Consider the following 15,282-nt stretch of genomic DNA (forward strand, 5'->3'; position numbering starts at 1 on the left):
GTTGCCGTTCGAAATGCTACGCCGCACTTGCGGGCGGCGCCCGTGAGCCCCGCCACGTTTTTTCAGCCCTGCCTGTGCAGCCGATTAGTGTTGTTCAGTGGTTCAACGCGCCCAAAGGGTCAAAAAAGTTTCCACCGGCCCTGCACAGCGCGACTCCCTTTCGCGCGGTGCCGTCCGGTCCCGCGGCCTGCCCTTTGGCAATGCCACCCGCGGCACCACCAATCCCAACCGGCTGCGCCGCGTGGACCGCTGGCTGGCCGGGCCGGAATCCTGGCGGCTGCGGCGCGACCGGCACGCCAGAAACCGCCCGCTGGTGGTGGACCTGGGTTACGGCGGATCCCCCACCACGGCCGTGGAACTCTACGCGCGCATCCATGCCGTGTGTCCCGACGCCCACGTGACGGGCATTGAAATTGAGCCCGAACGCGTGCGCATCGCCAAGCACCTGGAACACGGCGGCCTGGACTTCCAGGTGGGCGGTTTTGAAATCCCCGTCCCGGGCAACGCCACCATGGTCCGCGCCTTCAATGTTCTGCGCCAATATGACGAGGCCGATGTCCGCCTCATCTGGCGCACGGTCTGCTCCCGGCTTTCCCCCAACGGCGTGTTCGTTGACGGCACCTGTGATGAGATTGGCCGGCGCAGCACGTGGGTGGCGCTGGATTCGGCAGGCCCGCAGTCCCTCACCATCTCCATGCGGTTTGGCGCCTTCGAGCTGCCCAGCGACGTGGCCGAGCGCCTCCCCAAGGCACTCATCCACCACAACATGCCGGGCGAGAAGATCAATGGCTTCCTGCAGGCCCTGGACCAGCACTGGCTGGCCGCTGCGCCGCTTGCCCCCTTTGGGCACCGGCAGCGCTGGCTGTCCATGTGCCAGAAAATGTACGACGCCGGCTGGCCCGTCAAGCGGTCGCCGTCGCGTTGGCGGCTGGGCGAACTGACGGTGGCGTGGTCCGCCGTCGAACCCGGCTAGCCGCAGCAACTACCAGGAAGAGCCGCGGTTCTGCCGGCCCTTGCCGCGGCCGCGGACCTCCGCCAGGGCCGGGCGGACATCCGCCAGGTACACGCTGGCCACCGTGGCGGCGGCCAGATTGAAAATCAGCCCCATGCCCATGCCGGGTGAGACGAGCTGCCCCACTGCGACGGAGGTGTTGATGCCGCCGAGGACATATATGAAGCCCAGGAACACCGAAACGCCGGTCAGGGCGCCCCAAAACTGCTTGGTGCGCTTGTAGGCGCGCTGAAAATCGGCGGCGGGAGTGCGCAGGCAGTCGCTCAACGCCCACACCTGGAGGCACAGGGCCACCAGCCCCAGCGCCATCAGGACGAGAAAATCCACACCGTTCAATAATGAGCTCACGCAACAAGCCTAGCGCGTGGAACTGTGCGGCAAAACGGTCCCCCGCTACCTCTTGCCGGCCGCATGGGCAAGCGCCTGGGAAAGATCGTTCCACAGGTCCTCGACGTTTTCGATGCCCACGCTGAGCCGCAGCAGGTTCACCGGAACAGAATCGGGTTCGTTGGCGTGGCGGCGGCGCCGCTCAATCAGGGACTCCACCCCGCCCAGCGACGTGGCCGGCGTCCAGAGGCGCAGCGCCTCCACCAGGGCGTTGGCAGCTGCCTCGCCCCCGGCCACCTGGACGCACAGGATGGAACCAAATCCAAGCATCTGGGCCTTGGCACGCTCATGGCCCGGATCGGAGTCGAGCCCGGGAAACAAAACCTTTTCGACGCCGTCGTGCAGGTCAAGGCGCTTGGCCAGCGTCATGGCGCTGTCCTGGGCTCGCTCCACCCGAAGGGCCAGCGTGCGCAGGCCGCGCAGGGCCAGCCACGCCTCAAACGGGCCGGCGATGGCGCCATGGATGGAGCGGTAATGCAGCAGTGTGCGGCGCAGTTCCCCGTCGGAGGTGATGAGCGCCCCGAGGATGACGTCGGAGTGCCCGGCCAGGTATTTGGTGACCGAGTGCAGCACTATGTCGCTGCCCAGTTCCAGCGGCTTCTGGACCAGCGGTGTGCTGAACGTGTTGTCGGTGACCACCAGGGCTCCCACGGCCTTGGCGGAGCGGCACAGGACGCGGAGGTCGGCCACCTCCAGCATGGGGTTGGTGGGGCTTTCCAGCCACAGCATGTCGGCAGCCTTTTCGCCCGCTCCGGTCAGCGCAGCAATGACGTCGTCATTGTTGGCAATGTCCACCGTGCGCAGAGTGAACAGCCCCTTGGCCGATTGCTCCTGCGCCATCACCAGGGCGCCCTGGTAGGAATGCCGGGGCATGACCAGCACGCCGCCCACGGGGATCAGGGACAGCGCGGCGGACACGGCGGCCAGGCCGGAACTGAAGACGAGCGAAGGCAGCGTGGCGCCCTCGAGCTCTGACAGCGCTGCCTCCAGCGGATCCCAGGTGGGGTTTGAATACCGCCCGTAGGCCCTGTCCCCGTCAACGACCTGGCCGGTCCCCACATAGGTGGAGGACAGCACGATGGGCGGGTTGACCGCGGCGTCGTGCTCGCGTGCGGGGCGGCCGGCAACCACCGCAACCGTTTCCGGGCTGAGTTGGTCGGGGTGGGAGGAAGGTTCGAGGCTCATGCCTTCCAGATTAGTGCTCCCGGTCACCCGCTCCCCAATTTCGTGACACGGGTGTGGGGAACTCCGGCCCTGCGCGGCCTGTGGAGGCCTGGTGCCGGAGCCTGTGGACAAGCCGGGGGCGCTCCCGGCGGGGGCCGGTAGGCTAGGGACGTGACTTTACCTTTTGCCCCTGCGCCGGGCCTGTTCATTGCCCTCGAGGGCGGTGACGGGGCCGGAAAATCCACCCAGGCCGCACTGCTGACGGAGATGCTGGAAGCTGCCGGCCACGTGGTGGTGCGCACCAGAGAGCCCGGGGGAACGCCCGTGGGCGAGAAGCTTCGCTCCCTCGTCCTGGACCATGGCCAGGGGGAAATTGACGCCCGCTGCGAGGCATTGATATTTGCCGCCGCCCGGGCCGCCCACACCGTGCAGGTTATTGTCCCGGCCGTGGCGCGCGGGGAAATTGTGGTCAGCGACCGCTACATTGACTCCTCGATCGCGTACCAGGGAGCCGGACGGGGCTTGGGCACGGGCGAAGTCCAGCGGCTCAACGAGTGGGCCACCGAAGGGCTGTGGCCCGACCTGACAGTGCTCCTGGACGTCAGTCCCGAAGACGGCCGCAGCCGGCGCACTGCCGGCGATGCGGCCGAGGACCGGCTGGAATCGGAGCCTGACGGCTTCCATGCCGACATCCGCCGGGCTTTCCTGGCGCTTGCCGCCGCACACCCCGAGCGCTACCTGGTCCTGGATGCCGGGCTTCCGGCTGCCGACTTGGCTGCCGCCGTGCGGGGGCGGGTGCTTGGCTTGCTGGCGGCCCGGACGGCGACTGCCGGGGAGACGGAGACTGCCGGAACGGCGACTGCCGGGGACGCGGCGACTGGGCCCATGGCGGGTTCCGCATGAGCGTCTGGGTTGACCTGCAGGGCCAGGGACCTGTGGTGGAGCAGTTGCGCCGCGCCGCCCAGTCCAGCGGCCCCACGCATGCCTGGCTCATCACCGGCCCGCCCGGATCCGGGCGTTCCAACGCCGCCGTCGCCTTTGCCGCCGCACTGGTGTGCGAACGTGAACAGCTGGCCGAGCGCGGCTGTGGTGTGTGCAAGGCCTGCCACACCACGCTGGCCGGCACCAATGCCGATGTCACGTTCATCGCCACGGAGAAGACCACCATCACCATTGAGGAGGCCCGCGAACTGGTCCGGAAGGCCCACGACAGCCCGTCCTCCTCACGGTGGCGCGTCATGATCGTGGGCGACGCCGACCGCATGGCGGAGCGCACCACCAATGTGCTGCTGAAGGCCATTGAGGAGCCGCCGCCGCGCACCATCTGGGTCCTGTGCGCGCCCAGCCCGGCCGATGTGCTGGTCACCATCCGCTCCCGCTGCCGCACCCTGACCCTGCGAGTGCCGCCCGTCGAGGACGTGGCCGCGCTGCTGGTGCGACGCGACGGCATCGAGCCGGAACTGGCGCTGCATGCCGCCCGGGCCGCGCAAAGCCATATCGGCATTGCCCGGCGCCTGGCCTCCGACGCCGGTGCCCGCGAACGGCGGGACGCGATAGTCCACTTGCCGCTAACCCTGCGGGACGTGACAGCCGCCGTGCGGGCGGCCGGGTCGCTGCTGGAACTAGCCCAGGCCGAGGCCTCCTCCTCAAACGAGGAACGGGACATCGCCGAAAAGGCCAAGCTGCTGCTTTCGCTGGGCGCCCCGGAAACCGGCACGCTCCCGCCGTCCATGCGCGCGCAGGTCCGGGCCCTGGAGGAAGACCAGAAGCGCCGCTCCAAGCGCTCCGTCACCGACCAGCTGGACCGCGCATTGACCGACCTGCTGTCCTTTTACCGGGATGTGCTGGTACTGCAGCTGGCAGCGCACGGGGGCACCGGCGTCGAGCATCCAAGTTCGGCACCGGGCCCCGGCAGCACGGCGGAGCTGGTCAACGAGCCCTTGCGCTCGGCGCTGTCCGACTTTGCCTCCCGCGGACGGCCGGAAGCCACCCTGGCGCGCATGGATGCCATCAATTCCGTGCGCCGCCGCCTCACCACCACCAACGTCTCCCCGCTTTTGGCCCTCGAAGCCATGGCCGTCAGCCTGCTCTAGACCTGCAAAGGACCCCCATGACCCACGGACCAGCACCGCGGCGGACACGCCTCCGCCTCCTGACCGCCGCTGCCGCAGCCATTGGCTCCCTGCTGCTGGCCGGCTGCACACCCCTGGCCCCGCCTGCACCACATCCCGTCAAGTCCACCGCCGACGCCTCCACCATCGGGGCCGTGCCGGCAAACCTGGCAGCTTACTACGGGCAGGTGGTGACGTGGACGTCCTGCAACGGCGGATTCCAGTGCGCCGAGGTGGAGGTGCCGCTGGACTACGCCAAGCCCCAGGGCTCATCCATCAAGCTGGCCGTAATCCGGCTGCCAGCCACAGGGAAAAGGCAGGGCGCCCTGCTCATCAACCCCGGCGGGCCCGGTGGCTCCGGCTATGACATGGCCAAGGACAGCGCCAAGTCCTACTTTTCGGCCAAGATCCGCGCCGCGTACGACATCGTGGGATTTGACCCCCGCGGCGTGGGGCGCTCCGCCCCGGTCAAGTGCCTCAACGACGCACAGATGGATGCCGCGCGCCAGGTGGAGTACAACCTCTCCACCGATGCCGGCTTGCAGCAGGCCGAAGCGGAATCCAAGACCGAAACCGACCTGTGCGTGAAAAATTCGGGGGCCGTGCTGGCCCATGTGGACACCGTCAGCGCCGCCCGCGACCTGGACATCCTGAGGGCAGTGGCGGGCGACACAAAGCTGAACTACATGGGCTTTTCCTACGGGACCAAACTGGGCGCCACCTACGCCGGCCTGTTCCCCTCGAAGGTGGGCAAGTTTTCGCTCGACGGCGCGTTGGACCCCAGCCTGACCGATGACCAGATCTCCATGGGCCAGGCCATCGGCTTCGAAGGGGCGCTACGCGACTGGGCGGCGAACTGCCTAGGAACCAAGGATTGCCCAGTGTCCGGCACTGTCGACGAGGCCTTGGCGCAAATCCGCGAACTCAATGCCGTGTATGAGAAGACTCCGCAGCAAACAAAGACCGGGCGGGTCATGACGGGGACGGGCTTCACCAACACCCTCGCGTTTGCCATGTACTCCACCGACTTGTGGGAGCCGCTCAAGGGCGCCCTGAAGGAGGCTTTCGCCGGGGACGCCTCCGGGATGCAGGCGCTGGACGACTACTCCTCGGACCGGGCCTCGGACGGCAAGTACACCACCAATATCGCGGCGGCATTCACGGCGATCAACTGCCTGGACTACTCCATGAATTCGGGCACCGGGCACATGCGGGAGGAAGCCGCGGCGCTGGAAAAGGCGTCCCCCACCTTTGGCAAGGTGCTCAGCTACAACGGACTCACCTGCAAGTACTGGCCCTATGCCGCCACGGGCAAGCCGGAGACCATCTCGGCCAAGGGTGCCGGTCCCATCCTGGTCATTGGCACCACCAAGGATCCGGCCACGCCGTACAAGTGGGCGCAGGCCCTGGCGCAGCAGCTGGATTCCGGCGTGCTGGTCACCTGGAAAGGCGACGGCCACACGGCCTACGGCCGCGCGAATGCGTGCCTGACGGGCGTGGTCGACAACTATTTTGTCAATGGCGTGGTGCCGGCCAAGGGAACCACCTGCTGACCTTTGGCCAGCTTTTCGTTGCCGCCGGGCACCGATTTTGTACAATCGGCGCCAGCATATTAGAGTGGTTTCTTGTGTTCAGGGAATGATTCCGCAAGGGATTCTGACCGGCACAGGCCTCCATAGCTCAGTTGGTAGAGCGTTTCACTCGTAATGAAAAGGTCAACAGTTCGATTCTGTTTGGAGGCTCCACAACAAAAGGCCCCGCATCCCTTTTTTATCAGGGATGCGGGGCCTTTTGCATGCCCGGCGCGGATCCCGGAATGGACTTTTGAGGTTGATATATCAACCTCAAAAGTCCATTCCGGGATCCTGGGCGGGTGGCGGGCTGCTAGCGCGGCGCGGGGCCGTCCGCATGCGAGTAGCTGCCGGGCTCCATGAGCGCACCCATCTCCTCGGCCGCATGCTGGAGCTTCAGGTCAGTTGCCTCGGCACGCGTCGCGGCGTCGTCGGCGGCTTCCTGCAGGGCCGACTTCATGCGCAGCGGTGGAGTCTTGAAGAACAGCGCCAGCACCAGGGCCAGCAGCACCACCATGAGCGCCACCCAGTAGATGACGATCGTGGAGGTGGTGAAGCCGGTCAGGAACGGCTTGCTCAGTGCCGGGTTGGCGCCCTTGAGGAAGGAGGTGTCATTGAGGGCGCTGCTGCCCGCCGCCGAGGAGCCCGTTGCCGACTTGAGCTTCTCCGCGATGGTGGGCGCTACCTGGTCGACCACCTGCGTGCGAACAGCCGCGTTGGAGAAGTCCAGCGGCTGGGCCGGCACCTTGGTCTGCGCCTCCGCCTCCGGAATCCCCTTGGCCACCAGTGCCTTGACGCCGGCGGCGTGGGCCGCCTGCTGCGCACCCTTCTCCACCGGCGTCACCATGTTCGTGTAAATCAAGCTCATGATCGCCTTGTTTTCCGGCGCAGTCGCCACCGACGGCGTCATGGCGGCGTCCAGTGCGTTCCGCAGGGTGGGGCCGTCGGAGAGCGAACCCTGGATGTTCAGGGGCATGATCGTAAAGAGCAGCGAAAGCATGACGGCGGTGCCCAGGGTGCCGCCGATCTGGCGGAAGAACGTGGACGCACTGGTGGCCACACCCATGTCGCGCAGGCCCACGGAATTCTGGCTGGCAATGGTCAGGGTCTGCATGAGCTGGCCCAGGCCCAGGCCGATCAGCAGCATGCCGCCGGCAACGAAGAGGAACGGCGAGTCAAACTTCAGGAAGGTCAGGTACAGGAACCCGGCGGACATCAGGGCGGTGCCGAGGATGGGGAACATCCGGTACCGGCCGGTGCGGGCGATCAGCTGGCCGCTTCCGATCGAGGCGATCATCAGCCCCAGGATCATGGGGAGCATCTGGAAGCCGCTCTCGGTGGGCGTGGAACCCAGGACAATCTGCAGGTACAGCGGGATCGTCATCATGGCGCCGAACATGCCAAAGCCCACCAGCACACCAATGATGGTGGCCATCGAGAACGTGGAGGAATGGAAAAGCTTGATGGGAATCAGGGCGTCGTCCTTCATCCGAATCTCAATGAGGATGAAGGCGATGACACCAACCACGCCAACCACATAGCAGGCGATGGAGGCGGCGCTGGTCCAGCCCCACGTCTGGCCTTCCTCGGCCACCAGCAGCAACGGAACCAGGGCCACGATGACGGCGGCGGCACCCCACCAGTCAATGCGCACGGAATGGCGGTCAACCTTGGGCAGGTGCAGGAAGCGCAGCACCATCGCCAGTGCCGCCAGCCCGATGGGCACATTGACCAGGAACACCCAGCGCCACCCGGCGATCCACAGGATCTGGTCCGTGCCGGCAAACAGGCCGCCGATCAGCGGGCCGATGACGCTCGAGACGCCAAAGACGGCCAGGAAGTAGCCCTGGTACTTGGCGCGTTCGCGCGGGGCGAGCATGTCACCCATGATGGCCAGCGGCATGGACATCAGGCCGCCTGCGCCAAGCCCCTGCACGGCGCGGAAGGTGGCGAGTTCAATCATGGACGTTGAAAAGCTGGAAAGGATTGACCCGACAATAAAGACCACGATCGCGAAGATGAACAGCGGGCGGCGCCCGAAAATGTCCGACAGCTTCCCGTAAATCGGGGTGCTGATGGTGGAGACGATCAAATAGGCGGTGGTCACCCAGGCCTGGAGGCTGAGGCCGTGGAGGTCATCGCCGATGGTGCGGATCGCGGTGCCGACCACTGTCTGGTCGAGCGCCGAAAGGAACATCCCGGCCATGAGGCCGAAGATGACAAACAGGATTTGGCGGTGGTTCATCACGGCGCCGCCGGCCGGGCTGGAGCCCGCGGCGGGGGAAAGGGGTTTTTCGCTAGACATGCGTCCTCAAAAGGTTATGGAGGATGCCACTGACACCGGCATCACGACGGCGTGGGCGAAACAAAGTAAGTTGCGCAGAGTGGAAACGCTACTCCCCTCAACGCCGTCGGACAATACGGTTACCCCCAGCAACGGTTCTGTTTCGCGCTCGGTGAACACTTCAGGCCCTTTGGCCGGCCATATCATGGGCGGGTGAGCAACAATTCGCAGTCCCGGGGAGCCGCGCCCCACGCCCCGGCGCGTGAACCCGGGCGCGTCCACTGGATGGAGCTGTTTTTTGACCTGATTTTCGTCGCGTTCGTGAGCCAGCTGGCACACGGCATCCATGGCGACCCGGGGCTGGCAGCGTTTGGCAGCTACGTGCTGCTGTTCTTTCCGGCCTGGTGGGCCTGGGTGAACATGGTCTCGGTGATCAACGTGCTGCCCGGATTGTCAGCCCGGGCCCTGGGCCTGGCGATGTTGGCTGCCATGGCTGCTGCCGGGGTCATGGCAGCAGCGGCGCCGGGGGCCCTGGGCGACAGGGCGTGGGCGTTTTCGCTGGGCAACGCCGCCCTGCGCGCCGTGCTGCTGGTGCTCTGGCTCCACCATGACCGCCACACGGTGTCCGGGACGTCATGGCGGATTTGGATCTACAACGGCGGAACGGCAGCCCTCTGGCTGGTCTCTGCGGTGCTCCCCCTTCACGTTGCGGTGGTCCTGTGGGGCGCCGCCATCGCCGTCGAAATTGCCATGGTGTTGCTGAGTGCGCACCTGTGGCCGGAGCGCGGCGCCGCGAACATCAACATTGAGCACGCCTCGGAACGGCTGGGCCTCTTTGTCATCATTGTCCTGGGGGAGTCAGTAGTCACGATCGTCAATGAAGTCTCGGCCCATTGGGGCCCGGGGCCGGCCCTGGGTGGCGCGCTTGGTTTCCTGGTGGTCGCCCTCCTGGGCTGGTCGTTCTTCCAGTACGGCGCGGGGACGGTGGCCCCCGGGCTTGAGCGCCTGCGCTCCCGGGCAGACTTTGGCGGAATCCTGCAGACAACGCTGTTTCTGCCGTTCCTGCTGGTCCTGGGCGTTACATCCGTTGCCGCCGGGATTGCCACCGCCATTTCAGCCCCGTACGACCGGCTTCCCCTGGGTGCCGGCATTTCGCTGGGCGGCGGCCTGGCCCTGTACTACGGCACGAATGCGCTGGTCTCGCTGCGCTACGGCCAGCCGCCGCGCAGGGTGGTGCCGTGGGCCGGACCAACAGTGGCCCTTGCCCTCCTGCTCATCCCGTTAAGCGCCCTGGTGCCGGCGGCGGCGCTGCTGGCAGCCGCCACCGCACTGCTGATGCTTGCCACGGCCTATGTGGAGCTGGTCCGACGACGGCGGCCAGCGGGGCCAGGGGCCCCGTGACAGGAACAAGGCCCGCACCGTCCGGCGAGGGACGGTGCGGGCCTTGCGTTGCGGGTCCTGTTATCCGAGGCTCCCCCAACGGCTTCAGCGATTGTGGCCTCAGTCCGAGACACCACCACACCTGACCTTACTCGCGGGTAAGGAATGCGGCAATGGGTTGTGACAATAGTTGTCACAGCAGGCTTGCTGCAGCCGGCTCCCGCAACCGGCTCCCGGCTCCGGGGTCGGCGCTACTCGCTCCAGGGGAAGACCACGCCCTCCCCCACCACCTTCAGCGACAGTTCGGTGCCGGGCCGGGCCAGCATGGCGTTCCAGTGCCGGATGTTGATCACTTCCCCGCCCACCGGCTGGTGCGGGTCAACGGGCTTGCCGGGGTCGACGGCAATCGGCGCCAATTGGATCCGCACAGTGGTTTCCGGGCCGAAGTAGTCCGTGTCCACCACGCGGCCGCGGATACTGCCGCCCTCGGTAATGCGGATTTGCTCCGGGCGCAGCATCAGGTGCACCCTGCCCTGCACGGGCGGGCGGCGGACGGGGATGCCGCCCAGCGAACACAGTGCCAGGGAGCCTTCCATCCAGGCTTCAAGAATCACGGCGTCGCCCAGGAATTCTGCCGTAGCCCGGTCGGAGGGACGCGTGTACACCACGAAGGGACTGCCGATCTGCGCCAGCTTCCCGTCCCGCATGACGGCCACCTGGTCGGCGAAGCTGAGGGCCTCGGCCTGGTCGTGGGTGACCAGGATGGTGGTCACGCCGGCGTCGCTCAGGGTCTGGGAGACGGTGCGGCGCGTGGCCACCCGCAGGCCGGCGTCGAGCGCGCTGAACGGCTCGTCCAGCAGCATCAGCTGCGGGCGGCGGGCCAGAGCCCGGGCCAGCGCCACGCGCTGCTGCTGGCCGCCGGAGAGCTGCGAGGGCCGGCGCCTGGCATAGGAGGGGTCCATGGACACCATTTCCAGCAACTCGCCCACCCGGGCGGCCGCGGCCCGGCCGCGCACGGGCAGCCCAAATTCAATGTTCTGGCCCACGCTCAGGTGTGGGAACAGGGCGCCGTCCTGGGCCACGTAGCCCACGCTGCGCTTGTGCGCCGGCACCCACGCCGCGGGACCGGCCACCTCCACTCCTGCCAGCGAAATGGTGCCGGCGTCGGCCGCCTCGAAACCGGCAATCAGGCGCAGCAGGGTGGTCTTGCCCGAGCCCGACGCACCGACGATGGCCGTGGTCCTCCCCTGTGCCACGGTCAGGTCAACGCCTTTGAGGACCTCGGTGCCGCCGAACGACTTCCGGGCCCCGGACACCAGGAGGTGGTCTGTGACATGGCCCGGGTCCGGGATGAAGGCGGGCATGGCGGTTGGCGCCTTGGCCGCCCTCCGAATGGTTGGGGTCACTGTCCTGCAGCTTTCTTGGATTGGGCAAAAAGGAGGTAGGTCATGGGGGCGGACAGCAGGATCATCAACAAGGCATACGGGGCCGCCCCGGCGTAATCAATTTCGCTGCTGAACGCCCAAAATTCGGTGGCCAGCGTGGTGGTGCCGTTCGGCGCGAGCAGCAGCGTGGCCGTCAGTTCGTTGACAATCCCCAGGAAAACCAGCGCCGCCCCGCCCGCCGCTGCGGGGGCGCTGAGCCGCAGGGTCACCTTGACGAATGCCACCAGCGGCGCCTTCCCCAGGGCCTGTGCCGCCTCGTCGAGTTCCTTGGGCGCCTGCGCCAGGCCGGCGCGGAGGTTGACCAGCGCCCGCGGCATGAACAGCAGCGCATAGGCCGCTACCAGCACGACGGCGGTCTGGTAGACCGCGGGCACGTTATGGACGGTGATGGTCACCAGGGCCAGGGCCACCACAATCCCGGGCATCGAGCTGGATATGTAATTGACCCCTTCCAGCACTTTCGTCACAGGGCCCGGGTGGCGGATCACCAGGTACGCCAGCGGGAAGGCCAGGACGGTGGTCATGAGGGCCCCGGCCAGTCCGTAGCCCAGGGTCTGCAGCAAGGCGTGGACCAGGGCGCTTCCGGTCCAGATCGCGGCACCGCCGGCGATGAGCCAGCGGACCACGTGGAACAGGGGCACCCCCAGGGCCAGCACACTCAGCGCGGCCAGGAACAACTGGCCGGGCACCTGGTACCAGCCCAGCGCCAGGCGCTTCGGATTGGCCTGCGCGCCGCCGCCCAGCCTGGCATAGCGGGCATTGCCGCGCGTCTTCGATTCGCCGAGCAGCAGCAGCAGGCAGAACAACACGAGCACGCTGGCCAGCATGTTGGCCGCCGCACCGTTGAAGGTGGAGCGGAACTGGTCGTAGATCGCCGTCGTGAACGTGTCGAACTGCATCATGGCGAAGGCGCCGTATTCGGCCAGCAGGTGCAGGGAAACCAGCAGCGCGCCGCCTGCGGCCGCGAGCCGCAGCTGGGGCAGGACCACGCGGAAGAACACCTGCCACGGTCCCAGCCCCAGGGAAGCGCCCGACTGTTCCAGGGCAGGGTCCATCCGGCTGAGCACGGCCGCCACCGGGATGTACACCAACGGAAAATAGGAGAGCGTGGAAACCAGCACCCCGCCCCACACCCCGCCCAGGGAGGGGATGGCGCTCACCCAGGCATAGCTGTTGACGAACGCGGGGATGGCCAGCGGCGCCGCCAGCAGCACGGCCCATGCCTTGTTCCCGCGCAGCCTGGTGCGTTCCACCAGCCAGGCTCCGGCAATGCCAAGCACCACGCAGATCGGAACCGTGATGAGCACCAGGGCCAGCGTGTTGAAAAGCAGTTCGCCAACGCGCGGCCGGAACACCAGTTTCTGGATGGTGGCCCACCCGGCGTTGCCCGTCATGACCACCACGTACCCCAGGGGCAGCAGCGAGAACGCTGCGATCAGGATGGAGAGAACGACGACGGCCAAAGGGCCGGAGCGTGTGCCCCGGCCCCCGGCAGCCCTGCGCCTGGATTTGCTGCCCGGCGCAAGTTCCGCCGTCGTGCTTTGAAAAAAGGACATCAGTACTAGAGTAGACCGGCCGCCGTCATCAGGTCGGTGACCTTCTGCGAATTCAGCTTGGCGGCGTCAACCTTGGGTGCCTGCAGGTCCTTCAGGGGGACCAGCTTGGCGTTGGCGGCCACCTCGGAGGCCACCGGGTATTCGAAGGAAGTGCCCGTCTGCAAAATTTCCTGGCCGGCCTTTCCGGTGATGAATTCAAGGAACTTTTCAGCATTGGCCTGGTGCTTGCTGGAGGCCAGCACGCCGCCGCCGGAGACGGAGACAAATGCTCCCGGATCCTCATTCTTGAAGTATTCCAGGGCCACGTTCTTGGAGTTTTCACCCGTCTTGGCCTGGTCGCCGAACCAGTAGTAGTGGTAGATGATGGCGCCGTCAATTTCGCCGGCGTTGACCGCCTTCATGGCAGTGCTGTTGCCCTTGTAGACCTTGGCGTCCGCCTTCATGGCCTTCAGCCAGGCGGAGGTGGCGGCCTCACCCTTGAGCTCCAGCATGGCTGAGACAATGGCCTGGAAGTCGGCACCGGACGGCGACGCCGCCCAACGGCCCTTCCAGGCGGGATCGGCCAGGTCCATGATGGACTTGGGCAGCTGCGCCTGGGTCAGCTTGCTGGTGTTGTAGGCAAAAACCGTGCTGCGGGCGGCAATGCCCGTCCACTTGTTCGTGGAGGGGCGGTACGCCGCGGGGACCTGGGACTGGATCTTGGCGCTGATGCCGGTGAACAGGCCGGCATTCTCGACCTGCGTCATCGCGGGAGAATTTTCGGTCAGGAACACATCGGCCGGGGACTTGGCGCCTTCCTGGACAATCTGGTTGCTCAGCTCGGAATCGTCGCCGTTGCGCAGGGTGACCTTGATGCCGGTTTCCTTGGTGAACGCATCAACCCACGCCTGGGTCAGTTCCTGGTGCTGGGCGTTGTACACCACAATGGCGTCCGTGGCCGAGCCCGATGCGCCGTTGGAGGCCGCGGGCGCGGCGCTGCCGCCGCAGGCGGCAAGGGCGAGCACTGAAACTCCGGCGATCGCGGAGAGTGCGGTCCTGTTGAGCACGGTCTTGTTGAACCAAGTTTTCATGGGGGCCTTTCGGCGGTCATAAACGAATTAGCGAACAGTTATTGATCGTAATACGAGAATAGGCGAGGCAACCCTAATATCCGGTCCCATGTGACGCAGCTCTCAACAATTAGGTCATATTTGCGTGTCTAAAATGGACTGAGTCCAAGCGGGGCTGATTTTACGGGCGTCCGTCCAACAGCTCCGCGGCCCGGTTGATGTGATCTTCCACGATCTCCGCCTTGCGTTCGACGCCGGCCACATCCCCCATGCCGAGCCTCACCAGGGCAACGGCCTCGGCAGCTGCCGCCAGCGCGTTCCCGGCCCGGGACAGCTCGCGGTGGACGTCATTGAGGTAGCCGCCCGTGCCAGTGGGGATTTCCATGCCTTCGCTGGGGGCCGCGGCCTGGGCCTGCACGGCAATGGCCCGCACCTGCGCCAACAAACCGGCCAGCGAGTTCGCAATGGGCACCAGGGCGGCATAGTTTTCACCCTGGCCCTCCGCCTGGTCCCCCTCAACGCCCTCCAGCATCTGGTGGAACCTGTCCAGGCCGCGCCGGTAGCGGTCGTGGGCCCGGCGCCAGACACCCTTGCCGAGTTCGGCGTCGTCGCGCCTGGCCTGGCGGGAGGCGCCAAAAAGTCCCTTGAGCATCAGCGATGCTTCTCAGAGGTACTGGCCGGGGCCGCCGGCGTCGGGCTGGCCGGTGCCCTGCCGCCCGGTGCCCGGGCCGCCGTCGCCCGCCTGGCTGCCGTGGGCCTGCGGAAAGGGGGCGCGCTGCGGTTCACCGTTCTCCCCCACCACCACGCCCGGGGCGATAACGGTTCCGGGCGGGAGCTGGCGCAGCTGCATGCGGGCCGCCAGCTGCTGGTTGGCCATGGCCTGCGCCGCAATGGCTGTCTGGATGCCGTGGAACAGGCCCTCCAGCCAGCCGACAAGCTGGGCCTGGGCAATGCGCAATTCAGCGTCCGACGGCGCCGAGCTGTCGGAGAACGGCAGGCTCAGCCGGTGCAGCTCCGCGACGAGCTCCGGGGACAGCCCGTCCTCCAGTTCGGCAATGGAGCGCTCATGGATTTCGGCCAGGCGGGCCCGGGCGGCGTCGTCGAGAGGGGCGCTCTTTACCTCGTCCAGCAGTTGCTTGACCATGGTGCCGATGCGCATCACCTTTGCGGGCTGGTCCACCATGTCCGCCACGCTCTGGTGCGCCTCCCCGGAGGGTCCGCCCTCCGGGTCCCCCGGAACGCCGGGCCCGGCGAAGCCGTTGGAAGTGTCCATTACCCTGCCCTCAGCAGCCAAACCGTTGGCCGGGGTGTGCGCCTTCTCAG

The 15,282-nt window shown here is 66.8% G+C and carries 13 protein-coding genes and 1 tRNA gene; 6 read left to right on the top strand and 8 right to left on the bottom strand.

The window, feature by feature from the left end; all coding sequences use genetic code 11:
* Nucleotides 1–187: 187 nt before the first annotated feature.
* Nucleotides 188–973 (top strand): class I SAM-dependent methyltransferase, encoded by a 786-nt coding sequence (locus LPN03_RS11990; RefSeq protein ID WP_262454382.1) that lies wholly within the window; start codon nt 188–190, stop codon nt 971–973.
* A 9-nt stretch (nt 974–982) separates the two neighbouring features.
* Here LPN03_RS11990 and LPN03_RS11995 read toward each other — a convergent pair whose 3' ends face one another.
* Together LPN03_RS11995 and LPN03_RS12000 are read right to left on the bottom strand one after the other, a co-directional pair.
* Complete coding sequence (locus tag LPN03_RS11995) at nt 983–1,360, bottom strand: DUF2516 family protein (protein ID WP_262454371.1); 378 nt, start codon at nt 1,358–1,360, stop codon at nt 983–985.
* 45 nt (nt 1,361–1,405) lie between these two features.
* Nucleotides 1,406–2,584, bottom strand: a complete 1,179-nt coding sequence (locus tag LPN03_RS12000; RefSeq protein ID WP_262454372.1) for a trans-sulfuration enzyme family protein — start codon at nt 2,582–2,584, stop codon at nt 1,406–1,408.
* 150 nt (nt 2,585–2,734) lie between these two features.
* On the opposite strand from LPN03_RS12000, the gene tmk reads away from it, so the two are divergent.
* The 4 genes from tmk to LPN03_RS12020 all read left to right on the top strand — a co-directional run bounded on the left by tmk (nt 2,735) and on the right by LPN03_RS12020 (nt 6,419).
* Nucleotides 2,735–3,466: a dTMP kinase gene (gene tmk, locus LPN03_RS12005; protein WP_165183682.1), complete on the top strand. Its 732-nt coding sequence runs from the start codon at nt 2,735–2,737 to the stop codon at nt 3,464–3,466.
* Nucleotides 3,463–4,656: a DNA polymerase III subunit delta' gene (locus LPN03_RS12010; RefSeq protein ID WP_262454374.1), complete on the top strand. Its 1,194-nt coding sequence runs from the start codon at nt 3,463–3,465 to the stop codon at nt 4,654–4,656. Before tmk ends, LPN03_RS12010 begins: the two co-directional genes overlap by 4 nt.
* A 17-nt stretch (nt 4,657–4,673) precedes the next feature.
* On the top strand, nt 4,674–6,227 hold the full coding sequence (locus tag LPN03_RS12015; RefSeq protein ID WP_165183684.1) for an alpha/beta hydrolase: 1,554 nt from the start codon (nt 4,674–4,676) through the stop codon (nt 6,225–6,227).
* Between the two features lie 116 nt (nt 6,228–6,343).
* Nucleotides 6,344–6,419, top strand: a tRNA-Thr gene (locus tag LPN03_RS12020).
* A 139-nt stretch (nt 6,420–6,558) separates the two neighbouring features.
* On the opposite strand, the gene LPN03_RS12025 is transcribed toward LPN03_RS12020, so the two are convergent.
* Entirely contained in the window at nt 6,559–8,550 is a 1,992-nt protein-coding gene (locus LPN03_RS12025) for an MDR family MFS transporter (RefSeq protein WP_262454375.1), read from the bottom strand.
* 192 nt (nt 8,551–8,742) lie between these two features.
* Between LPN03_RS12025 and LPN03_RS12030 the strand changes: the two genes are divergently transcribed.
* Nucleotides 8,743–9,930, top strand: a complete 1,188-nt coding sequence (locus tag LPN03_RS12030; protein WP_165183686.1) for a low temperature requirement protein A — start codon at nt 8,743–8,745, stop codon at nt 9,928–9,930.
* A gap of 230 nt (nt 9,931–10,160) precedes the next feature.
* Here the strand turns inward: LPN03_RS12030 and LPN03_RS12035 are convergent, their stop codons facing one another.
* The 5 genes from LPN03_RS12035 to LPN03_RS12055 form a co-directional block, all read right to left on the bottom strand.
* Nucleotides 10,161–11,273, bottom strand: a complete 1,113-nt coding sequence (locus LPN03_RS12035; protein WP_262454376.1) for an ABC transporter ATP-binding protein — start codon at nt 11,271–11,273, stop codon at nt 10,161–10,163.
* A gap of 38 nt (nt 11,274–11,311) precedes the next feature.
* Nucleotides 11,312–12,910: an ABC transporter permease gene (locus LPN03_RS12040; RefSeq protein WP_262454377.1), complete on the bottom strand. Its 1,599-nt coding sequence runs from the start codon at nt 12,908–12,910 to the stop codon at nt 11,312–11,314.
* A 5-nt stretch (nt 12,911–12,915) separates the two neighbouring features.
* Entirely contained in the window at nt 12,916–13,980 is a 1,065-nt protein-coding gene (locus LPN03_RS12045) for an iron ABC transporter substrate-binding protein (RefSeq protein WP_262454378.1), read from the bottom strand.
* A gap of 160 nt (nt 13,981–14,140) precedes the next feature.
* A complete protein-coding gene (locus tag LPN03_RS12050; protein WP_262454379.1) occupies nt 14,141–14,611 on the bottom strand; it encodes a hypothetical protein in 471 nt (156 codons plus the stop codon).
* A 12-nt stretch (nt 14,612–14,623) separates the two neighbouring features.
* Nucleotides 14,624–15,232: a bacterial proteasome activator family protein gene (locus tag LPN03_RS12055; protein WP_165183693.1), complete on the bottom strand. Its 609-nt coding sequence runs from the start codon at nt 15,230–15,232 to the stop codon at nt 14,624–14,626.
* Nucleotides 15,233–15,282 lie beyond the last annotated feature (50 nt).

Source organism: Arthrobacter sp. A2-55, assembly GCF_025548615.1.
Taxonomy (GTDB): domain Bacteria; phylum Actinomycetota; class Actinomycetes; order Actinomycetales; family Micrococcaceae; genus Specibacter; species Specibacter silviterrae.

Bases quoted from the DNA above. Each gene is read 5' to 3' on its own strand.
- LPN03_RS12040 (WP_262454377.1), bottom strand. From the start codon at position 12,910: ATGTCCTTTTTTCAAAGCACGACGGCGGAACTTGCGCCGGGCAGCAAA.
- LPN03_RS12055 (WP_165183693.1), bottom strand. From the start codon at position 15,232: ATGGACACTTCCAACGGCTTCGCCGGGCCCGGCGTTCCGGGGGACCCG.
- LPN03_RS12000 (WP_262454372.1), bottom strand. From the start codon at position 2,584: ATGAGCCTCGAACCTTCCTCCCACCCCGACCAACTCAGCCCGGAAACG.
- LPN03_RS12035 (WP_262454376.1), bottom strand. From the start codon at position 11,273: ATGCCCGCCTTCATCCCGGACCCGGGCCATGTCACAGACCACCTCCTG.
- LPN03_RS12010 (WP_262454374.1), top strand. From the start codon at position 3,463: ATGAGCGTCTGGGTTGACCTGCAGGGCCAGGGACCTGTGGTGGAGCAG.
- LPN03_RS12015 (WP_165183684.1), top strand. From the start codon at position 4,674: ATGACCCACGGACCAGCACCGCGGCGGACACGCCTCCGCCTCCTGACC.
- LPN03_RS12045 (WP_262454378.1), bottom strand. From the start codon at position 13,980: ATGAAAACTTGGTTCAACAAGACCGTGCTCAACAGGACCGCACTCTCC.
- LPN03_RS12050 (WP_262454379.1), bottom strand. From the start codon at position 14,611: ATGCTCAAGGGACTTTTTGGCGCCTCCCGCCAGGCCAGGCGCGACGAC.
- LPN03_RS12025 (WP_262454375.1), bottom strand. From the start codon at position 8,550: ATGTCTAGCGAAAAACCCCTTTCCCCCGCCGCGGGCTCCAGCCCGGCC.